The sequence below is a fragment of the Photobacterium kasasachensis genome (assembly GCF_050336885.1).
Lineage (GTDB): Bacteria > Pseudomonadota > Gammaproteobacteria > Enterobacterales > Vibrionaceae > Photobacterium > Photobacterium kasasachensis.
In genome coordinates, this window is the sequence record NZ_JAKJSH010000016.1 from 1 (window position 1) to 21,456 (window position 21,456).

The 21,456-nt window shown below is 53.1% G+C and carries 16 protein-coding genes and 1 other RNA gene; 16 read left to right on the top strand and 1 reads right to left on the bottom strand.

Annotation, left to right across the window (positions count from 1 at the left end; translation table 11 throughout):
- Positions 1–258: 258 nt before the first annotated feature.
- From rnpB to lpxC, 15 genes are all read left to right on the top strand, one after another.
- Positions 259–641: RNase P RNA component class A (gene rnpB / locus L4D19_RS20725), an RNA gene on the top strand.
- A 374-nt stretch (positions 642–1,015) separates the two neighbouring features.
- The gene (gene rsmH / locus L4D19_RS20730; RefSeq protein ID WP_160652229.1) at positions 1,016–1,963 is read left to right on the top strand and encodes a 16S rRNA (cytosine(1402)-N(4))-methyltransferase RsmH; all 948 of its coding nucleotides are present in this window, start codon (positions 1,016–1,018) and stop codon (positions 1,961–1,963) included.
- Complete coding sequence (gene ftsL / locus L4D19_RS20735; RefSeq protein ID WP_239410088.1) at positions 1,960–2,280, top strand: cell division protein FtsL; 321 nt, start codon at positions 1,960–1,962, stop codon at positions 2,278–2,280. Before rsmH ends, ftsL begins: the two co-directional genes overlap by 4 nt.
- A gap of 8 nt (positions 2,281–2,288) precedes the next feature.
- Entirely contained in the window at positions 2,289–4,058 is a 1,770-nt protein-coding gene (locus tag L4D19_RS20740) for a penicillin-binding transpeptidase domain-containing protein (RefSeq protein WP_075762362.1), read from the top strand.
- On the top strand, positions 4,045–5,556 hold the full coding sequence (gene murE / locus L4D19_RS20745; protein WP_428454073.1) for a UDP-N-acetylmuramoyl-L-alanyl-D-glutamate--2,6-diaminopimelate ligase: 1,512 nt from the start codon (positions 4,045–4,047) through the stop codon (positions 5,554–5,556). Before L4D19_RS20740 ends, murE begins: the two co-directional genes overlap by 14 nt.
- The gene (gene murF, locus L4D19_RS20750; protein ID WP_428454074.1) at positions 5,553–6,956 is read left to right on the top strand and encodes a UDP-N-acetylmuramoyl-tripeptide--D-alanyl-D-alanine ligase; all 1,404 of its coding nucleotides are present in this window, start codon (positions 5,553–5,555) and stop codon (positions 6,954–6,956) included. The genes murE and murF overlap by 4 nt, the downstream gene beginning before the upstream one ends.
- Positions 6,956–8,038, top strand: a complete 1,083-nt coding sequence (gene mraY / locus L4D19_RS20755) for a phospho-N-acetylmuramoyl-pentapeptide-transferase (RefSeq protein ID WP_160652217.1) — start codon at positions 6,956–6,958, stop codon at positions 8,036–8,038. The genes murF and mraY overlap by 1 nt, the downstream gene beginning before the upstream one ends.
- Positions 8,039–9,376, top strand: a complete 1,338-nt coding sequence (gene murD, locus L4D19_RS20760; protein WP_428454075.1) for a UDP-N-acetylmuramoyl-L-alanine--D-glutamate ligase — start codon at positions 8,039–8,041, stop codon at positions 9,374–9,376. It begins immediately after the preceding gene.
- Positions 9,376–10,584, top strand: a complete 1,209-nt coding sequence (gene ftsW, locus L4D19_RS20765; RefSeq protein ID WP_428454076.1) for a cell division protein FtsW — start codon at positions 9,376–9,378, stop codon at positions 10,582–10,584. The genes murD and ftsW overlap by 1 nt, the downstream gene beginning before the upstream one ends.
- Positions 10,571–11,635, top strand: coding sequence for an undecaprenyldiphospho-muramoylpentapeptide beta-N-acetylglucosaminyltransferase (gene murG / locus L4D19_RS20770; protein WP_428454077.1), 1,065 nt, complete (start codon positions 10,571–10,573; stop codon positions 11,633–11,635). The genes ftsW and murG overlap by 14 nt, the downstream gene beginning before the upstream one ends.
- Positions 11,636–11,646: 11 nt before the next feature.
- Entirely contained in the window at positions 11,647–13,107 is a 1,461-nt protein-coding gene (murC, locus tag L4D19_RS20775) for a UDP-N-acetylmuramate--L-alanine ligase (RefSeq protein ID WP_428454078.1), read from the top strand.
- Positions 13,108–13,367: 260 nt separating this feature from the next.
- Positions 13,368–14,123, top strand: a complete 756-nt coding sequence (locus L4D19_RS20780) for a cell division protein FtsQ/DivIB (RefSeq protein WP_428454174.1) — start codon at positions 13,368–13,370, stop codon at positions 14,121–14,123.
- A 67-nt stretch (positions 14,124–14,190) separates the two neighbouring features.
- Positions 14,191–15,447 carry a cell division protein FtsA gene (ftsA, locus tag L4D19_RS20785; protein ID WP_075762355.1) on the top strand — a complete coding sequence of 419 codons (1,257 nt, stop codon included), beginning with the start codon at positions 14,191–14,193 and terminating at the stop codon, positions 15,445–15,447.
- Positions 15,448–15,481: 34 nt separating this feature from the next.
- Entirely contained in the window at positions 15,482–16,678 is a 1,197-nt protein-coding gene (gene ftsZ / locus L4D19_RS20790; RefSeq protein ID WP_428454079.1) for a cell division protein FtsZ, read from the top strand.
- A 114-nt stretch (positions 16,679–16,792) separates the two neighbouring features.
- The gene (gene lpxC / locus L4D19_RS20795; protein WP_075762353.1) at positions 16,793–17,710 is read left to right on the top strand and encodes a UDP-3-O-acyl-N-acetylglucosamine deacetylase; all 918 of its coding nucleotides are present in this window, start codon (positions 16,793–16,795) and stop codon (positions 17,708–17,710) included.
- A 94-nt stretch (positions 17,711–17,804) separates the two neighbouring features.
- Here lpxC and L4D19_RS20800 read toward each other — a convergent pair whose 3' ends face one another.
- Positions 17,805–18,266 (bottom strand): DUF721 domain-containing protein, encoded by a 462-nt coding sequence (locus L4D19_RS20800; protein WP_428454080.1) that lies wholly within the window; start codon positions 18,264–18,266, stop codon positions 17,805–17,807.
- A 407-nt stretch (positions 18,267–18,673) separates the two neighbouring features.
- On the opposite strand from L4D19_RS20800, the gene secA reads away from it, so the two are divergent.
- Positions 18,674–21,400, top strand: a complete 2,727-nt coding sequence (secA, locus tag L4D19_RS20805; RefSeq protein ID WP_428454081.1) for a preprotein translocase subunit SecA — start codon at positions 18,674–18,676, stop codon at positions 21,398–21,400.
- The last annotated feature ends 56 nt before the right edge of the window (positions 21,401–21,456 follow it).

Here is a 21,456-nt window from a genome sequence, read left to right on the forward strand (position 1 = left end):
GGGTTAGGGTGGGGTTATGCGAAATGACCAGCCTTTGCCGTTGCTTGAAACTATCGCTACCCCCTCCCAGCCTCCCCCTTGAAAAAGGGGGAGGAGCAATAGCAGCGTGTCTTTAGTGTTCGCCACCTTGCTGGGCCAAAGGTACCAACTTGAAACTCGTTCCTAGTTACCCGCTTTCGGTAGCTTTTTCGACCGTTTCGGCTTGTTGTGGGATATTTCACTGGTAACTGTGACCCGAGTCCTATACAATCCGTCGCCGGAGTTGGCTAAGGTAACCGCTGCCTCGTTGATGTCCTTTGGGAGACTGACGGGGGGGAGGAAAGTCCGGGCTCCATAGGGCAGGGTGCCAGATAACGTCTGGGGGGCGTGAGCCCACGACCAGTGCAGCAGAGAGTAAACCGCCGATGGCTCGCTTGCGAGTACAGGTAAGGGTGAAAGGGTGCGGTAAGAGCGCACCGCGCGGCTAGTAATAGTTCGTGGCACGGTAAACTCCACCCGGAGCAAGACCAAATAGGTCCCTAATGGCGTGGCCCGCGTTGGGGACGGGTAGGTTGCTTGAGCCTGTGAGCGATTGCAGGCCTAGATGAATGGTTACCACCGCGTAAGCGGGACAGAACCCGGCTCATCAGCCAACTCCCCTCTTTTTGCATAGAAGGTGGTGCCATGCTTTGGAAACAAAGCGGGCATCACCTTTTATCGTTTTAGGGCTCAATTTCACAAAATTGAATTAATTAGCCCGTATCTGCCTAGTATCAATGTAAAACCTCCATATAGCATTATTATTTGTTTGTCAGAAATCGGGGCTCTCGCTTGACAACTTTTTTGTCTCATACGTACACTTTGCGGTGGGATTTTGCGGGAAAAGCCGTTTTTAACGATAAATAAATGTGCTTAATTACCTAATGCTATGAATTGGCAAGGTTATTTTCCTTCTGAATATACACTTTCAGGCTGAGGTTGTCGCAGCATACCTGGACATCCTTGGTTGGCTTTCACTACAGCTGAACTTATTTTTATGTCTGAACAATTTGAGCACGTTTCCGTTTTACTCCAAGAGTCTGTAGACGGTCTGGCTATTAAACCTGATGGAATTTATGTCGACGGGACTTTTGGCCGTGGTGGACACAGCCGATTGATTTTATCTCAGCTCGGTGAAAATGGTCGTCTATACAGTATTGACCGCGATCCGCAGGCGATTGCCGAAGCACAGAAAATTGATGATCCGCGCTTTACGATTATCCATGGCCCGTTTTCAGGCCTGGCTAAATATATGGAAGAGCGTGATCTGATCGGCCGGGTAGACGGTGTGCTGTTGGATCTTGGCGTGTCATCGCCGCAGCTGGACGATGCCGAGCGAGGCTTCAGCTTTATGCGTGACGGCCCGTTGGACATGCGGATGGATCCGACTTCCGGTGTTTCTGCTGCCGATTGGCTGGCAGAGGCGGACGCCGACGATATTGCCTGGGTATTGAAAGAGTTTGGTGAGGAGCGGTTTGCCAAGCGCATTGCCCGTGGCATTGTCGCGCACCGCGAGAACCCGGAGAAAGAGCCGCTGACACGTACCACACAGCTGGCCAGCCTGATTGCCGAGGTCTCCCCTTTCAGGGACAAACATAAACATCCGGCAACCCGTAGTTTCCAGGCTATCCGTATTTACATCAACAGTGAGCTGGAAGAGATTGATACGGCGTTGCACGGCGCCGTTAAAGTATTGGCTCCGGGCGGCCGACTGTCCGTGATCAGTTTCCACTCGCTGGAAGACCGGATGGTAAAACGCTTCATTCGCAAGCAGAGCAAAGGGCCGGAAGTACCGGCAGGCCTGCCGCTGACCGAAGATCAGATCAAGGCGCTGGGTACGGCCGACTTGAAGACGGTCGGTAAGGCCATCAAGCCGTCGAAGTCAGAAATTAGTGATAATACGCGCTCGCGAAGTTCAGTGTTGCGACTGGCTGAGCGCGTATGAGTTCGGCACCGGAACCCACAGAGAGCCTGGCTCGCCTGATCGCACGGGATCTCGTGTCGGTAGGGCGGGTACCGTCGGTGCTGCTGGTTCTGGTGCTTGTATCTGCCTTGGGGGTGGTATTGATCACCCATCATTCACGCCAGTTGATCGCCCAGCAGGAGCAGCTGCTGATTGAGCGGGATCAGCTGGATATCGAATGGCGAAATCAGATCCTTGAGGAAAACTCCCTGTCGGAACACAGTCGGATCGAGCGACTGGCCGAGAAGGAGCTTGAGATGAATCGCCCTTCCAGAGACAGTGAAGTCGTCGTACAGTAATAGGTTTGATGAATATATTTAAGCGCCAGCAATCAAAGAATCAGCGTCGCCAAAAAGCGCCACCGGTTTTTATTCCGTGGCGCTTTGGTGTTATATGCGGTTGCGTTGTATTGGCTTTGGTTGCCCTGGTTGGCCGGGCGGCCTACATTCAGGTGCTGGAGCCGGGCAAGCTGATACAGGAAGGCGATATGCGCTCGCTGAGGGTCAAGGCCATGCCTTCGGCCCGCGGGATCATTTCCGATCGTAACGATGAACACCTTGCTGTCAGTGTACCGGTTCAGGCCGTCTGGGCCGATCCGGTGCAAATCTATAAAAACGGGGGGATCCAGGTACCGGAACGTTGGTTCGCGCTGGCGGATGTCCTTGGACTGGATCGCCAGAAGCTGCTTGCCCGCCTTGAAAAAAACAAAAAGCGCCGCTTTATCTACCTCCAGCGCCAGGTCAGCCCGGCGATGGCGTCCTATGTCAACAAGCTTAAGCTGCCCGGCGTCGGCCTGAAAGATGAATCTCGCCGCTTTTATCCCGCCGGCGAAGTCAGTGCTCACCTGATAGGGGTGACGGGGATCGACAGTCATGGCCTTGAAGGTGTCGAAAGTACCTATGATGGCTGGCTGACCGGTGAACCGGGTCGCAGGACGGTACGCAAAGATCGTTATGGCCGGGTCGTTGAAAATATTTCCCTCAAGAAGCGCGAGCCGGGTCAGCCGTTGACCCTCAGTATCGACCAGCGCTTGCAGGCCGTTGCCTATCGTGCCGTGAAACAGGCGGTTGCCGATTATCAGGCGACCTCAGCCACGGTGGTGATGGTCGATGTACGTACCGGTGAGGTACTGGCGATGGTCAATGCCCCTTCCTATAACCCGAACAACCGCAACCAGCTACAGAGCTTCAGGATGCGCAACCGCTCCATTACCGATGCCATGGAGCCGGGGTCGACAATCAAGCCGTTTGTGGTCTTGGCTGCCATGGAAAATGGCGTGGCTGACGAAGATACCATTATCGATACCGGTAACGGCCTGATGCAGGTCGGTGGTAGCCGGGTCAGGGACGTGTCCCGGGTCGGTAAGGCCAATCTGGCCAAAATCCTCCAGAAATCCAGTAATATTGGGGTCAGCAAGCTCTCCCTGGCGATGCCGATCGATGCGGTGCTGGGCATGTACAGCAGCGTTGGTCTGGGGGATGCCTCGGGGATCAACCTGATAGGCGAGGCACAGGGCTTTTTCCCGGATCGCCGTCGCTGGTCGGATTTTGAAAGGGCAACACTGGCCTTCGGGTACGGGATTTCCGTGACGCCGATTCAGCTGGTACGCGCCTATGCCACGCTTGGGGCGATGGGCGTGAACCGCCCGTTGTCGATCTTAAAAACGGAAGATGTTGTCCCGGGACGCCAGGTTGCCTCGGTAGAAAATACTCGCAAGTTGCTGAATATGCTGGAGATGGTAACCGGCGAAGAGGGCAGCGCCAAACGAGCAGCCGTACCGGGCTATCGCGTCGGGGCGAAAACCGGTACCGCCAAGAAAGCGGCGGCGGGTGGATATAGCGATGAATACATTGCAATGACCGCCGGACTGGCACCGATCAGCAATCCTCGCCTGGCGATGGTGGTTGTAGTGAATGAGCCACAGGGTGACAAATATTACGGTGGCGCCATTGCGGCACCCATTTTCTCGGAAGTGATGGAAAGTGCACTTCAGATTTTGAATGTTCCACCGGATGCAGGAACAGGTGAACAGTTGAATATCGTCAATAACAGAGGCAATGCGCATGCCGGTACTTAATCAGAATAATAAAGTGGGAGCGTTGCTGTCTCCATGGGTGGCAGCACTGCCTGCCGAGCTTGCCGATATAAAGTTAACCGGGATGACACTGGACAGCCGTCAGGTACGTACCGGTGAGATGTTTGTGGCGGTTAACGGCCATGCGGTGGATGGACGGCGGTTTATCCCTGCTGCAATCGAAGCGGGCGCGGCTGTGATTTTGGCGGAGGCTGACGAGAGCTCCGACAACGGGACGGTGGCAAGCCAGAACGGGGTTGCGATTGTTTACCTTTACCAGCTTGGACAGCAGTTATCGGCGATAGCCCGTCGTCTTTATGGCCAGCCTGATGAGCAGTTGAAGCTTGTTGCTGTCACGGGAACCAACGGCAAGACCACTATCAGCCAATTGCTGGCACAGTGGGCCGAGCAGCTTGGCTATTGTGCCGGGGTGATGGGCACAACCGGTAACGGTTTGCTGCAGCAGTTGAAACCTGCAGTAAATACCACCGGTAGTGCGATTGAAATCCAGCAGGTACTAGCGGGGCTGGTTGAAGATGGTGCCAATTTTGCCGCGATGGAAGTCTCTTCTCATGGCTTGGTACAGGGGCGGGTCAAGGCTCTTGATTTTGCTGCAAGCATCTTTACCAACCTGAGCCGGGATCATCTTGATTATCATGGTGATATGGCCTCTTATGCCGCGGCTAAGCAAACCCTGTTTACCGACCACAACTCAGGCACTGCAATTATTAATGCCGATGACGAGGTTGGCCGCGAGTGGTTGCTCACATTGCCGGAAGCGGTAGCGGTTGTCAGTGATAAATCCCGTCTGAGTGGGCATGCCGGCCGTGCCTTGTGGCTTGAACAGGTGGAATATAGCACCCGTGGTGTAACCGTTTGTTTTGACTCCTCATGGGGGGGCGGACAGTTTACGGCACCGCTGGTTGGCTCATTTAACGTGATGAACCTGATGCTGGCGCTGGCGACCCTGCTGGCCACCGGACACGCTTTGCCGCGCCTGATTGAGACTGCGCCAAAGCTGCAAGCAGTGATTGGCCGAATGGAAGTTTTTCAAAAGCCTGACAAACCTATGATGGTTGTTGATTATGCTCATACCCCAGATGCGCTGGAAAAAGCTTTGCAGGCTCTACGCGTGCACTGTCGCGAAAAGTTATGGTGTATTTTCGGCTGCGGTGGAGATCGTGATAATGGCAAGCGCCCGATGATGGCTGAGATCGCAGAGCGGTTGGCAGATCACATCATTCTGACTGACGACAACCCGCGCAGTGAAGACCCTACTGTTATCATGGCGGATATGCAGGCCGGGCTGAAACAGCCGGATTCAGCTGCTGTGATCCATGACCGCCATGCCGCCTGTAAGTGGGCACTGACCCATGCCGGGGCAGACGATATTGTGCTGGTTGCCGGTAAGGGCCATGAAGATTATCAGATCCTTGCTGACCGGACTATTCACTACTCCGACCGCGAAACTGTCGAGGAACTACTGGAGAATAATGCATGATTGAAGTTCAGCTTTCACTGTTGGCTGAAGTACTTGAGGCTGAACTGATAGGTAGTGATGCGATCATTGCCGATGTGTCAACCGATACCCGCAAGATTGCGGATCAGACCCTGTTTATCGCGCTCAAGGGCGAGCGTTTCGATGCCCATGACTTTTGCCAGGCAGCCAAGGATAACGGGGCTGGCGCGCTGTTAGTGAGCAGGCACTTACCCATTGAGCTGCCACAACTGGTGGTTAAAGATACCCGCCTGGCACTGGGACAACTCGGAGCCTGGCTCAAGGCCAGAATGCAGCAGCAATATGGCCTGAAGACACTGGCACTGACGGGCAGTTGCGGCAAAACCACGGTCAAAGAAATGGTTGCCGCGATCCTGAGCCAGAAAGGCAAGGTGCTGGCGACCGGCGGCAACTTTAATAATGATATTGGTGTTCCCCTGACGCTGTTGCGCCTGGAGCCTGAACATGAATTTGCAGTGATTGAACTCGGTGCAAACCACCAGAAGGAAATCTCCTATACCACGACACTGGTGAAACCACAGGTTGCGCTGATCAACAACCTGGCTGCCGCACACCTTGAAGGGTTCGGCTCGCTGCAAGGGGTTGCCAAGGCCAAAGGCGAGATTTTTGAAGGCCTTGCGCCTGGTCGGGAAGACAGCGAGGTTGCGACGACGGCCATTATTAATCTTGATTCGAATGAACTGGCTATGTGGCAGCCTGCACTGGCCAGTCATCGGGTGGTGACTTTCTCTGCCACCCAGTCTGATGCTGATTTCTCGGTTAGTGACATATTTATTAACAGTCTGGGGCGGGCTTGTTTTACAATGCGCACCCCTGACGGTGACGTGCCTGTCGAGCTGACCTTGCCGGGTGCCCACAATATTGCCAATGCGCTGGCCGCTTCTGCGCTCAGTATGGCAATGGGAGCGACACTGGAGCAGATCAGGCAAGGGCTGGCAGAGGTGGAAAACGTCAAGGGGCGGGTTGATATTACCTCGCCGCGTTCAGGGCTTCGCCTCATCGACGATACCTATAATGCCAGTGTGGCTTCGGTGAAGGCTGCGATTGATCTGCTTGCGACTTTTTCGGGCCAGCGCTGGTTTGTGCTCGGTGATATGGCAGAGTTGGGCGATGACAGTGCAGCCCTGCACCGCGAAGTCGCTGAGTATGCCATGGCCAAACAGCTGGATCAGGTGCTGACATTTGGCCAGGCCAGTGCCGTGGTTAGTGAAATGAATCACGGACAACATTTTGATGATAAATCAGCCCTGATCCGCTTGCTGAAGGAACAGCTGCATCATCAACAACTTAATTCACAACATACTGAAATTACAGTGTTGGCAAAGGGAGCACGTAGTTCCCGAATGGAAGACGTTATTGCCGCGCTGCAGGAAAATGCATAATGATTTACTGGTTAGCTGACTTATTAGAGTCCACGTTCCCTTTTTTCCGTCTGTTTGAGTACCTGACGTTCCGTGCGATTGTCAGTGTGCTGACGGCATTGCTGCTCTCGCTGTGGATTGGTCCGCGTCTGATTGCCCGTCTGCAACTGCTGCAAATCGGCCAGGTTGTACGCCATGACGGCCCTGAGTCGCACTTTAGCAAGCGGGGTACGCCGACGATGGGTGGCATCATGATCCTGGCGGCGATAGCCATCACTGTGTTGCTGTGGGCTGATCTGTCTAACCCTTATGTCTGGGCGGTGCTTACCGTCATGCTGGGCTACGGTGCCGTCGGTTTTGTCGATGATTATCGCAAAGTCGTTCGTAAGAACACCGATGGCCTGATCGCGCGCTGGAAGTACTTCTGGCAGTCGGTGATTGCCTTTGGTGTCGCCTTTGCCCTGTATGTGCATGGTCAGGACACAGTGGCAACGCAGCTGGTGGTTCCATTTTTTAAAGATGTGATGCCACAGCTGGGCCTGTTTTATATTGTCTTCACTTATTTTGTCATTGTCGGTACCAGTAACGCGGTAAACCTGACCGATGGCCTTGACGGGCTGGCAATCATGCCGACGGTCATGGTGGCGGCCGGTATGGCATTCATTGCCTGGGCAACCGGTAACGTGAACTTTGCCAACTACCTGCATATTCCTTATCTGAAAGATGCCAGTGAACTGGTCGTGGTCTGTACGGCAATTGTTGGTGCAGGTCTGGGTTTCCTTTGGTTCAACACCTATCCGGCACAAGTCTTTATGGGCGATGTGGGCTCGCTGGCTTTGGGCGGGGCGCTGGGGACGATTGCCGTGCTGGTACGTCAGGAGCTACTGCTGGTGATTATGGGCGGTGTATTCGTGATGGAAACCGTATCGGTGATCCTGCAGGTCGGTTCGTACAAACTGCGTGGTCAGCGTATTTTCCGTATGGCGCCGATCCATCACCATTATGAACTCAAGGGTTGGCCGGAGCCGCGGGTTATTGTCCGTTTCTGGATCATTACCCTGATGCTGGTTCTGATTGCATTGGCAACTCTGAAGGTACGTTAAATGAATGGCTTAGACGGTGTGAAAAAGGTTGTGGTTATCGGCCTGGGAATGACCGGGCTGTCGGTGGTCAACCACCTGCTGCGTCAACCGGGCGAGATGGATATTAAAGTGATCGATACCCGTCCGACACCGCCTGGGCAAGATAAGCTGCCGCTGCAGGTTGCACTATGCAGCGGGAGCTGGAACATGGACTGGCTGCTGGCCGCAGATATGATCGTGGCCAGCCCCGGTATCGCCCTGGCGACCCCTGAGCTGGTGACAGCCGCAAAGGCGGGCATCGAGATAGTTGGCGATATCGAGTTGTTTGCCCGGGCGGTTAACAAGCCGGTTGTGGCAATCACCGGCTCGAACGGAAAAAGTACCGTTACCAGCCTGGTCGGTGAAATGGCCAGGGAAGCCGGGGTCAATGTGGGGGTCGGCGGCAATATTGGCTTTGCTGCCCTGGATATGCTGGCGCAGGATCATGATCTCTATGTGCTTGAGCTATCCAGTTTTCAGTTGGAAACCACCTCTTCACTGCAGCTGAAGGCGGCGGTCTATCTCAACCTTTCCGAAGATCATATGGATCGTTACAACGGTCTGGCAGACTACAGCCGGGCCAAAATGCGGATCTTTGACCATGCCGAGCTAGCGGTGTTTAACCGTGATGATCTGGCTACCCGCCCTGCGGCTTTTATCGGCGAGATAACCAGCTTTGGCTTTGATTCCGAAGCCTATGGCTTGATTAGCATTGATGGCGAGGAATACCTTGCTGTATCACAGCAGTCGGTGATGGCAACCCGGGAGATTGCCCTGGTTGGCCGTCACAACGTTGCCAACAGCCTGGCGGCACTGGCACTGGCCGATGCGGTAGAGATTGAACATTCGGCGGCATGCCGGGCATTAAAGCGATATAACGGCCTGGCTCACCGGTGCCAGCTGGTGGCCAGCTACCATAATGTCCAGTGGGTGAACGACTCGAAGGCAACCAATCTGGCCAGTACGCTGGCGGCACTAAAAGGACTGAACCTATCCGGCAAGCTGCATTTGCTGGTTGGAGGCGATGGCAAAGGGGCGGATTTTTCTGAACTTAAGCCCGTGTTAGCTGACTTAGATGTACAGTTATATTGTTATGGGCGGGACGGCTATCAGTTTGCCCCGCTTGTTGAAACCCCGTTATCGGTCGAGACCATGGAGCAGGCAATGATTATAGCGGCAGAAACAGCTCAGGCTGGTGATATGGTGTTGTTATCGCCTGCATGTGCCAGCTTTGACCAGTTCCCGAACTTTATGGCCCGGGGCGATGCCTTTGTCGAGCTGGCGACCGAGCTGCAGTTCAAAGTTGCCGGAGTGAGTTGATGCTGGGAGCGTTCAGAGAGAATTGCGCATCTTTCGGCGAATGGCTGACAAGGCCGGCGGCACCTAGCATGTATGATCGCCAGCTGGTGTGGATTGCACTGGCATTGATGGTGACCGGACTGGTGATGGTGACATCTGCCTCCGTGCCTGTTGCAACTCGACTGACCGATATGCCTTTCTACTTTGCCCTGCGTCACGGCTTTTTTCTGGCTTGCTCGCTGGTGATAGCCGGTTTCATGGTGCAAATTCCGCTTGAACGCTGGCGACAGCTTAGTGTGCCTATGCTGCTGGTCTCGATTTTGTCGTTGATTGCCGTGCTGGTCGTCGGACGGTCGGTTAATGGTGCTGCTCGCTGGATCCCGTTGGGGATATTTAACCTCCAGCCGGCAGAGGTGGCAAAGTTGTCGCTGTTTATCTTTTTGGCCGGTTATCTGGTCCGCCAGTACCATCAGGTTCGCGATAGCTTTTTTGGATTTATCAAACCGTTGGTCGTGCTGGCTGTGTTGGCCGGTTTGTTGCTGCAGCAGCCGGATCTGGGCTCATTCGTCGTTATGTTCGTTACCACCGTCGGCATGCTGTTTATTGCCGGCGCCAAATTATGGCAGTTTCTGGCGATGCTGGCAGCTGCGATGATGGGAATCGCCCTGCTGATTGTTTTTGAGCCGTATCGTTTGCGTCGGGTTACTTCGTTTATGGACCCGTGGGAGGATCCTTTTGGTAGCGGTTACCAGCTCACCCAGTCGCTGATGGCCTTTGGCCGCGGAGATTGGCTGGGTCAGGGGCTGGGCAACTCGATTCAGAAACTGGAATATTTACCCGAGGCGCATACGGATTTTGTGTTTGCCGTTCTGGCTGAAGAAGTCGGCCTGATTGGGGTGACGGTTGTACTGTTGTTGATTTTTTCCCTTGTTTTCAAAGCGCTATTTATCGGGCGCAAATGCCTGCAGTCAGGGCAGCTGTTTGGTGGCTTTCTGGCATTCGGCTTTGGCTTCTGGTTTGCCTTCCAGACTCTGGTCAATGTAGGAGCGGCCGCAGGGCTGGTCCCGACCAAGGGGCTGACACTGCCGCTGATCAGTTACGGTGGCTCCAGTTTATTTATCATGGCAACGGCAGTCGCCATATTGATACGCATTGATCATGAGCAGCGTCTCGCTGCCAAGTATGGTCCTGCAGAAGAATTAGATGATGACGACAATGAACAAGAATAAACGCCTGCTGGTGATGGCCGGTGGCACTGGTGGCCATGTTTTTCCCGGACTTGCCGTAGCCAAGAAGCTTCAGCAAGAGGGATGGGACATTCGCTGGCTGGGGACTGCCGACCGGATGGAGGCAGATCTGGTGCCAAAGCATGGTATCGAGATTGACTTTATCAAGGTGAAGGGGCTGCGGGGGCAGGGTATTGCCCGCTTGCTGGCGGCACCGTTTAAGATCCTGGGGGCGATTTTACAGGCGCGTCAATATATCAAGGCCTGGCAGCCCGATGCGGTATTGGGCATGGGCGGCTATGTCAGTGGTCCGGGTGGCGTTGCTGCCTGGCTTTCCGGTGTACCGGTTGTCCTGCATGAGCAAAATGCCGTGGCGGGGCTGACCAATCAGTGGCTCTCGCGCATTGCCTCGAAGGTGTTGCAGGCGTTTCCTGGCGCGTTTACCGATACCGAGGTTGTCGGTAACCCGGTGCGCAAGGATGTGACCTTGCTGCCTGCGCCGAGCGAGCGTTTTGCCGAACGCCAGGGGCCGATCCGTATTCTGGTGATGGGCGGCAGCCAGGGCGCTCGTATTTTGAATCAGACGATGCCAGAGGTTGCCGGCATACTGGGCGACAAGGTGACCATTTGGCACCAAGCGGGTAAAGGCAGCCTCGATGCCACCGAACAGGCTTACAGAGACAAAACAGTAACGGCTCACAAGGTAACCGAGTTTATCGATGATGTTGCTGCAGCCTATGCATGGGCGGACATTGTTGTCTGCCGCTCCGGTGCTCTGACAGTATCTGAGCTATCGGCTGCCGGCGTCGGCGCCATCTTTATCCCGTTTATGCACAAAGACCGCCAGCAGGCATTGAATGCCGATCACCTGGTGCAGTGCGGGGCGGCGAAAATGATTGAGCAAATGGATCTGACCGCACAGAGCCTGGCAGAAGAATTAAACCAATTAGACCGTGGCTCGCTTGTCAAGATGGCAAGTGCTGCGCGTGATGCAGCGATCCTTGACGCCGACGTGCGCGTTGCCGATGTGATCAAGTCGCTAGCAAATAAATAAGAGACAGAGTGATGAGTAAACTGGATAACCCGCAATTAGCAAAAATCAGAACCATGGTGCCAGAAATGCGCCGCGTTGAGCGTATTCACTTTGTTGGAATTGGCGGGGCCGGCATGAGCGGTATTGCCGAAGTATTGATTAATGAAGGCTATTGCGTGAGCGGCTCGGATATTGCCCCGAACGCTGTTACCGAGCGCCTGACAGAAAAAGGCGCCGAGCTTTTCTTTGGTCATGCCGCCAGTAACGTTGAGGGGGCGAGTGTGGTCGTGGCCTCTACGGCAATATCTGCCGATAACCCTGAACTGGCCACTGCACGTGAGCTGAGGATCCCGGTTGTGCGCCGGGCAGAGATGCTGGCCGAACTGATGCGCTATCGCCACGGTATTGCGATTGCCGGTACCCATGGCAAAACGACCACAACGGCACTGACCACCCAGATCTATTCGGAAGCAGGTCTCGATCCGACATTCGTCAACGGTGGCCTGGTGAAAAGTGCCGGTACCAATGCTCGCCTGGGCTCCAGCCGCTATCTGATTGCCGAGGCCGACGAGAGTGATGCCTCATTCCTGCACCTGCAGCCGATGGTGTGTGTGGTGACGAATATTGAAGCCGATCATATGGAAACCTATGGCGGCGACTTTGAGGTGCTGAAGCAGACCTTTGTCGACTTCCTTCATAATCTGCCTTTCTACGGCCTGGCCGTGATGTGTATTGATGATCCGGTTGTGCGTGAGCTGCTGCCGAGGATTGGCCGCCAGGTGATCACCTATGGCTTCTCTGAAGATGCCGATGTCCGCCTGGTCAACTATCGCCAGAAAGGCCAGCAGGGGCACTTTACCATTTTACGTTCGGGCAAGCCGGCGCTTGATATCGAGTTAAATATTCCGGGTCAGCACAATGCACTGAATGCCACGGCTGCCGTTGCGGTGGCAACCGAGGAAGGGGTTGAAGATGACGCGATTATTCGCGCGCTGGCAGAATTCCAGGGAACGGGCCGTCGCTTTGACCACCTGGGTGAGTTCGAGTCCGGCAACGGCAAAGTAATGCTGGTGGATGATTATGGCCACCACCCGAGTGAAGTGGACGTGACAATCAAGGCCGCAAGGGCTGGATGGCAGGAAAAGCGCCTGGTAATGGTGTTTCAGCCTCATCGTTACAGCCGTACCCGTGACTTATATGATGACTTTGCCAATGTACTGGAGCAGGTTGATGTGCTGGTGATGCTGGATGTATATGCAGCCGGAGAGGCTCCGATTGCCGGGGCCGATGGCCGCGCACTTTGCCGCACTATTCGCGGACGCGGCAAGATCGATCCGATTTTTGTCCCTAACAGCGAGGCATTGCCGTCTGCGTTGGCCAATATCATTCAGAATGATGATTTGGTATTAACTCAAGGCGCCGGTGATGTTGGCAAGATAGCCCGTCAACTGGCTGAAATGGAGCTGAATATTTCAGAAATGCGCCGGGATTGATTACTTATCAATAGTTGAAAGCAAAATGGTACATTTATTGCATCATTTTTAAGCGGCAAAGTGCCCGTGATATAACCATTTATTAGGTTTTGATCTCAGGATATGAAAGGAAACCTTCAACAATAGTTGGAGAGCAACGGGTTGGTCGGTATAATCGATCAACTTTGTGCATTCCTACCTGACTTTTCCAAGCGTCAGTTATCCCTCCCGGTGATGTTAGAGGGGTAATGATGATTGAGGTAAGGGCAAACAAACGTTATATGGCTGATGCAGTCTTAAAAAGAGTATCCCAGCCTTCTTTGGGTAAGGCGGCACATTGGGGAGGCGTGGCATTTTTTCTCTTTGTTATCGGTTTTATCGCCTGGCTGGTTAGTGCAGGGTTAAACTGGATGACAGACGCCAACCGGCTGCCGTTATCGCAGCTGGTGATTCAGGGAAAGCTTGAGTACCTGAGTGCCGACGATGTTCGCCAGGGAATACTGCAGTTGGATCACCTGGGCAGCTTCATGACCCAGGATGTCGATGAAATCCAGCTGGCTCTGGAAGCGTTACCTTGGATTTCGAGAGCGTCGGTACGAAAACAATGGCCTGACTCCATCAAGGTTTTTGTGGTTGAGCACCAGCCGGCTGCAATCTGGAACCAGCAATACCTGGTAAATACTGACGGTGCGGTGTTTGAGGCACCGGCGGAACAGGTCACAGAGAAACATCTGGCCGGGTTAAGCGGGCCGGATGGTAGCAGCCACGAAGTGCTGACCGCGTTGCATGAAATGCAACCAAGATTACAACTTGCCGGGTTCGACATTGCCAGATTGGCATTGAATGAACGCCGGGCCTGGCGAGTATGGCTAAAGAATGGAATTCGGCTCGAGTTGGGTCGAGAAGCCCGAATGGAGCGTCTAGAGCGTTTTATCGGCATATATCCGGAATTAGAGCAGCAGGGAAAAGCCATTGAGTACGTAGACTTGCGCTACGATACCGGGGCTGCTGTGGGTTGGAAAGTGGTTCCAGAATAATACAACCAGAACAAGCCTCTGAATAACCAGGGCAGTTCGGTGAGTATAACTATAAGAGCGTGCGCTAATGACGAAGGCGGCAGATAAAAAACTCATAGTGGGCCTGGATATCGGCACATCCAAAGTGAGTGCTTTGGTTGGGGAAGTCTTGCCAGATGGCAATGTAAATGTCATTGGTGTCGGCAGCAGCCCGTCACGGGGAATGGACAAAGGCGGGGTTAATGACCTTGAGTCCGTTGTCAAATCTGTTCAGCGCGCAGTCGATCAGGCTGAGCTGATGGCAGATTGCCAGATTTCCTCTGTGTTTTTGTCGTTATCCGGCAAACATATACGTTGCCAGACAGAAAAAGGCATGGTGCCTATTTCTGACAAAGAGGTAACGCAGGATGACGTTGATAATGTTATTCATACAGCGAAATCAGTAAAAATTAGCGATGAACACCGAACTTTGCATGTAATTCCTCAGGAATTTGCTATTGATTATCAAGAGGGAATTAAAAACCCTGTTGGATTATCAGGCGTTCGGATGGAAGCCAGTGTGCATTTGATCACCTGCCACAACGATATGGCTCGCAATATTGTAAAAGCGGTCGAGCGCTGTGGACTAAAGGTTGATCAGCTGATCTTCTCTGGTTTGGCTGCCAGCCATGCGGTACTGACAGCCGATGAGCGCGAACTGGGTGTTTGTGTGGTTGATATCGGTGGCGGTACCATGGATTTAGCGGTCTGGACCGGCGGAGCATTGCGGCATGCCGAAGTGATCCCTTACGCCGGCAATGTCGTGACCAGTGATATCGCCTATGCATTCGGTACGCCTCCGGGTGATGCCGAAGAAATTAAAGTGAAATTTGGCTGTGCGTTGAGCGAGCTGGTGAGCAAAGATGCGAAGGTCGATGTACCGAGTGTCGGTGGTCGACCGTCACGCAGCCTGCAGAGCCAGACACTGGCAGAAGTGATAGAACCCCGCTACAGCGAGCTGTTGGGGCTGGTTAATCAGAAACTGCTGGAAATACAAGAACAACTGCGTAATGCAGGGGTGAAGCACCATTTAGCGGCAGGTATCGTTCTAACCGGCGGTGCCGCACAGATGGAAGGCCTGATTGAATGTGCCGAGCGAGTTTTTCGCAATCAGGTACGGATCGGGCAACCGCTTGAGCTAAGTGGGCTGACTGATTATGTTCAGGCTCCGCATTATGCAACTGCAGTAGGTCTACTGCATTACGGAAAGGACAGTCAGACATTTGATGATGGTGAGCTGGAGCCGAAGCGTTCGGTATCCGGAATTTTCTCCAAAATCAGTGGCTGGCTAAGAAAAGAATTTTAAAACCTGATGCGAACAGGATAAACGGAGAGAACAAATGTTTGAACCGATGATGGAAATGTCTGATGAAGCGGTAATTAAGGTCATTGGCGTTGGCGGCGGCGGCGGTAATGCTGTCGATCACATGGTACGTGAGTCGATTGAAGGTGTTGAGTTCATCAGTGTCAATACTGATGCTCAGGCGCTTCGAAAAAGCAATGTAAGTACAGTGATCCAGATCGGTGGTGATATCACCAAAGGTTTGGGCGCGGGTGCGAACCCTCAGGTGGGGCGTGACTCGGCGCTGGAAGATCGTGAGGCGATCAAGGCTGAGCTGCAAGGCTCGGACATGATCTTCATCGCGGCAGGAATGGGTGGCGGTACCGGTACCGGTGCGGCTCCGATCATTGCTGAGGTGGCGAAAGAGCTGGGCATTCTTACTGTTGCAGTGGTGACTAAGCCATTTAGCTTTGAAGGTAAGAAGCGTATGGCATTTGCTGAGCAGGGTATCGAAGAGCTGTCAAAGCACGTCGACTCGCTGATCACGATTCCAAACGAAAAACTGCTGAAAGTGCTGGGCCGCGGTATTACTTTGCTGGACGCTTTTGCCAAGGCAAATGACGTACTCAAGAATGCGGTACAGGGCATTGCAGAACTAATTACCCGTCCGGGTATGATTAACGTCGACTTTGCTGACGTACGTACCGTGATGTCTGAAATGGGCCATGCCATGATGGGCAGCGGTGTTGCAACTGGCGATGACCGTGCTGAAGAAGCCGCTGAAATGGCAATCTCCAGCCCGTTGCTGGAAGACATCGACCTGGCTGGTGCTCGTGGTGTGTTGGTTAACATCACTGCCGGTCTGGATATGCGTCTTGACGAGTTTGAAACTGTGGGTAACACAGTGAAAGCCTTCGCATCAGACAACGCAACGGTTGTTATCGGTACGTCTCTGGACCCTGAGATGACGGATGAGTTGCGCGTAACGGTTGTTGCAACGGGTATTGGCAAAGAGAGCAAGCCGGATATCACTCTGGTGACGTCGTCTAAGCCGGTCCAGGCAGTTGCGCAGGAAAAGCCTGCTGCAGCAGCACCGGCTGTCGAGGAGACTAAGCCAGCACCGCTGAGCCAGCAGGCTCCTGCGGCCGAAGCAAATGTGCAACAAGGTTCATCTTCGGCAGCGGCGAAGTCAAAGCCTCAGGCTGACCATGACTACCTTGATATTCCAGCATTTTTACGCAAGCAGGCTGACTAGCCGGCGTAAATTGTTTGGGTTACCGCTCAATAAGTGGTAAGATGTTTGCCCATTTATCGTGCAATTGCACGGTAATGGGCCGATGTATTGGCTAATTTAAGTTGAGAAGAGCAGATGATCAGACAACGTACACTGAAAAGCATAGTGCAAACGACCGGGGTGGGACTTCACTCTGGACGTAAAGTCACGCTTATTCTGCGTCCTGCCGCTGCAAATACCGGTGTGATCTATCGTCGTACAGATTTGAATCCGCCTGTGGATTTTCCCGCAGATGCCGACTCTGTGCGTGATACCATGCTGTGTACCGCCCTTGTAAACGAGGAAGGTGTGCGCATCTCAACGGTTGAACACCTAAACGCAGCTTTGGCAGGTATGGGAATCGATAATGTGATTATCGAGGTTGATGCACCTGAAATCCCTATTATGGATGGCAGTGCAAGCCCGTTTATCTACCTGTTGCAGTCTGCCGGTATTGAGACCCTGGGCGCTCCTAAGCGTTTCTTGCGTATCAAAAAAACTGTTCGCGTCGAAGATGGCGACAAATGGGCTGAACTCCGTCCGTACAACGGGTTCCGTCTGGACTTCGCTATCGATTTTAATCACCCGGCGATTGAATCTGAGCAGCAGCGTTTAGTGTTGGACTTCTCGAGCCAGTCATTTGTCAAAGACATCAGCCGTGCCCGTACTTTCGGCTTCATGCGTGATATCGAGTACCTTCAGTCGCAGAACCTGTGTCTGGGTGGTAGCTTTGATAACGCCATTGTTCTGGATGATTACCGCATCCTGAATGACGAAGGCCTGCGCTTTGATAACGAGTTGGTGACGCACAAGGTGCTGGATGCGATTGGCGACCTGTACATGTGTGGCCATAACATTATCGGCGAGATGTGTGCCTATAAATCTGGCCACGCCCTGAACAACAAGGTGCTGCGTGCAGTCCTGGCTGATCAGGAAGCCTATGAATGGTCTACCTTCGAAGATGAGCGTGAAGTGCCGGTTACCTTTGCCCAGCCGGGTATGGTGCTCGCCTAAGCACAAATGCAGAATTAAAAAACGCCGGACATTGTCCGGCGTTTTTGTATCGATTGAATAATCACTGGCGCTGTTGCGCTATCTGTTGACATCATCACTCCCGGCGTTTATTCGCGGCCAATGCTGCCAGCCTCTCGAGCTTTTTCTTGACCTTGTCCGGCGCGTTCTTGGCCGTCGTCAGTAAATATTGGGCTGCCAGCGGCGATATTGGCTTCTGAACGATATCCGGCGCCTTGTCTTCCTGCTTTCTTTCGATCGCGGCCAGTGCCGGGTTCACCTTTACCTCGATACTTGCCAGTTGCGGCAGCAGTTGCTCGCGTAATTTTCGGATCAGATTGTTCCGCTCGTAGTTGAGCCGCATCGACCAGGATGCAGAAGCCGTTTCAATGATTAACGTACCCTGGCGATAGTTGCTGACCCGGCAGTGATCCGAGCAATCCAGATGCTGTTTGACGGCTTTGTCGAGTTTGCTCAGCGCGATAGCACGTTGCTGGATGTTGCCAATCTGGCTGTCATCAAGCAGGCTGGCGGTGGTTCGGGGGCGGTGATCACGCATGAGACATGTCCTAATTAGGGCTAAGTTCTAATTTTTCGAATATGAGTCGTAAGTCGTCCGCTTTTATCATAGGCGACCTCGTTAATATGTCATATTATACCAAGTCTATAGAATGCAGGTTAATGATTGGCTGTTTTCTATAGCAATGGCAGATATGCCTGGCCGCGAGGGGTGCAGCTGTTGCTAAAACACTGTCCCCAAGCAAAACATTGGTATTGTTTTCATCTAGCCCTTGAAATTAAACCAGAGGGTCACAATATCATTTATAACCATTGTTTTTCGTGTCGGCTTCTGTTGTCACATTCTTGTGGCGGATTCAGGCGGGACAGGAATCCCGGTTATGAAACCCAGATTAAGCGATTCAGCCAGTACTGAAGCTGAAATAACAAAGAGAAAACGGCAACGCCATGTTATCAAAACTACTGACCAAAGTTATCGGTAGCCGTAACGACCGCACTCTGCGTCGTTTGCGTAAAATTGTTGATCAGATCAACAAGCTAGAACCTCAATTAGAAAGCCTGCAAGACGAAGAGCTGAAAGCGAAAACTGCTGAGTTCCGTGAGCGTCTGGAACAAGGTGAAAACCTTGACCAGTTGCTACCAGAAGCTTTTGCAACCGTGCGTGAAGCGTCGAAGCGTGTATTTGGTATGCGTCACTTCGATGTCCAGCTGATTGGCGGCATGGTGCTTAACGATTGCCAAATCGCCGAGATGCGTACTGGTGAGGGTAAAACCCTGACGGCGACACTACCGGCTTACCTGAATGCCCTGACGGGTAAAGGCGTTCACATCGTTACGGTGAATGACTACCTGGCTGCACGTGATGCGGAAACTAACCGCCCTCTATTTGAATTCCTGGGCATGACTGTCGGCGTTAATGTGCCGAACATGCCGCCGCAAGCGAAGAAAGAAGCGTATGCGGCTGATATCTTGTACGGAACCAACAACGAGTTTGGTTTTGACTACCTGCGCGATAACATGGCTTTCCGTCCGGAAGATCGCGTTCAGCGTGAGCGTTTCTTCGCGGTAGTCGATGAAGTCGACTCCATCCTTATCGATGAAGCCCGTACCCCGTTGATCATCTCCGGTCCGGCAGAAGACAGCTCTGAGCTGTATATCCAGATCAACAAGCTGATCCCTGAACTGGTGAAACAGGATCAGGAAGACAGCGAAGAATACCGTGGTGAAGGCCACTATACTGTCGACGAGAAGGCCAAACAGGCCCACCTGACCGAAAATGGCCAGGAGTTTGTCGAAGAGCTGCTCAAGCAGAAAGAAATGATGGCCGAGGACGATACCCTGTACTCGCCAGCCAATATCAGTCTGCTGCACCATGTTCATGCCGCACTGCGTGCCCATGTTCTGTTCGAGCGTGATGTTGACTACATTGTTAAAGATGATGAAGTGATCATCGTTGATGAGCACACCGGCCGTACTATGCCGGGACGCCGTTGGTCTGAAGGCCTGCACCAGGCTGTAGAAGCCAAGGAAAATGTGAAGATCCAGAACGAGAACCAGACGCTGGCCTCGATCACCTTCCAGAACTACTTCCGTTTGTACTCCAAGCTGTCGGGCATGACAGGTACAGCCGATACCGAAGCGTTCGAATTCCAGTCAATCTACGGTCTGGAAACCGTTGTGCTGCCAACCAACAAGCCGATGATCCGTGATGATATGGGTGATCTGGTTTACATGACCGAGCAGGAAAAATTTGCTGCGATTAGCGAAGACATCAAAGAGCGTGTCGGCAAAGGTCAGCCGGTATTGGTCGGTACCGTATCGATTGAAAAATCTGAGCTTCTGTCTAACGCTCTGAAAAAGCAAGGCATCAAGCACCAGGTACTGAATGCCAAGTTCCACGAGAAGGAAGCTGACATTGTTGCCGAGGCAGGCCAGTCTGGCGCGGTAACCATTGCAACTAACATGGCGGGTCGTGGTACCGATATCGTACTGGGTGGCTCGTGGCAGAGTGACGTGGCCAAGCTTGATAACCCGACCGATGAGCAGGTTGCAGCGATAAAGGCTAAGTGGAAAGAAAGCCATGACGCTGTGCTGGCTGCCGGTGGTTTGCATATTATCGGTACTGAGCGCCATGAATCTCGTCGTATTGATAACCAGTTGCGTGGTCGTTCTGGTCGTCAGGGGGATCCGGGTTCATCTCGCTTCTACCTGTCGATGGAAGATGGCCTGATGCGCATCTTTGCCTCTGATCGTGTTTCCAACATGATGAAGAAGCTGGGTATGGAAGAAGGCGAAGCGATTGAGCACCCATGGGTGACTAAGGCGATTGAGAATGCCCAGCGCAAGGTAGAAGGACGTAACTTCGATATCCGTAAACAGCTGCTTGAATTCGATGATGTTGCCAATGATCAGCGTAAGGTGGTTTACGAGCTGCGTGACGAGCTGATGAATGCAGAAGACATCAGCGAGATGATCGAGCAGAATCGTGAAGATGTGATCCAGGCTGTTATCGATGGCCATATTCCGCCGCAATCTCTGGAAGAAATGTGGGATGTTTCTGGGCTGGAAGAGCGTCTGAAAACAGACTTCGATATGGAGCTGCCAATTCAGGAGTGGCTGGACACCGAAGAGAAGCTTTACGAAGAAGCACTGCGTGAGCGTATCGTCGAGAAGGCTGTAGAGATTTACCGTGAGAAAGAAGAGGTTGTCGGTGCTGCGGTACTGCGTAACTTCGAGAAGACGGTCATGCTGCAAAACCTTGATACGCTTTGGAAAGAGCACTTGGCTGCGATGGATCACCTGCGTCAGGGTATTCACCTGCGCGGCTATGCCCAGAAGAACCCTAAGCAGGAATACAAGCGCGAGTCGTTTGAGCTGTTCGAGGGAATGCTGGAGAGCCTTAAGTCTGATGTCATTATGATCCTCAGCAAGGTGCGTGTTCAGCAGCAGGAAGAAGTTGAGCGTCTGGAAGCGGAGCGTCGCCGTCAGGCAGAAGAGCTGGCTCGTCGTCAACAGTTCCAGCATCAGAACGCAGAAAGCCAGATTGCCGATGAAAGCACTGAAAGTGGCGAAAGCGCACCTTTCCAGCGTGAAGATCGCAAAGTGGGTCGAAATGAGCCTTGTCCATGTGGCTCCGGCAAGAAATACAAGCAGTGCCACGGCAAAATTAGCTAATTGATTAGCCGTAAAACAGTTTGATACAGTGAAAAGGCCGCGAAAGCGGCCTTTTG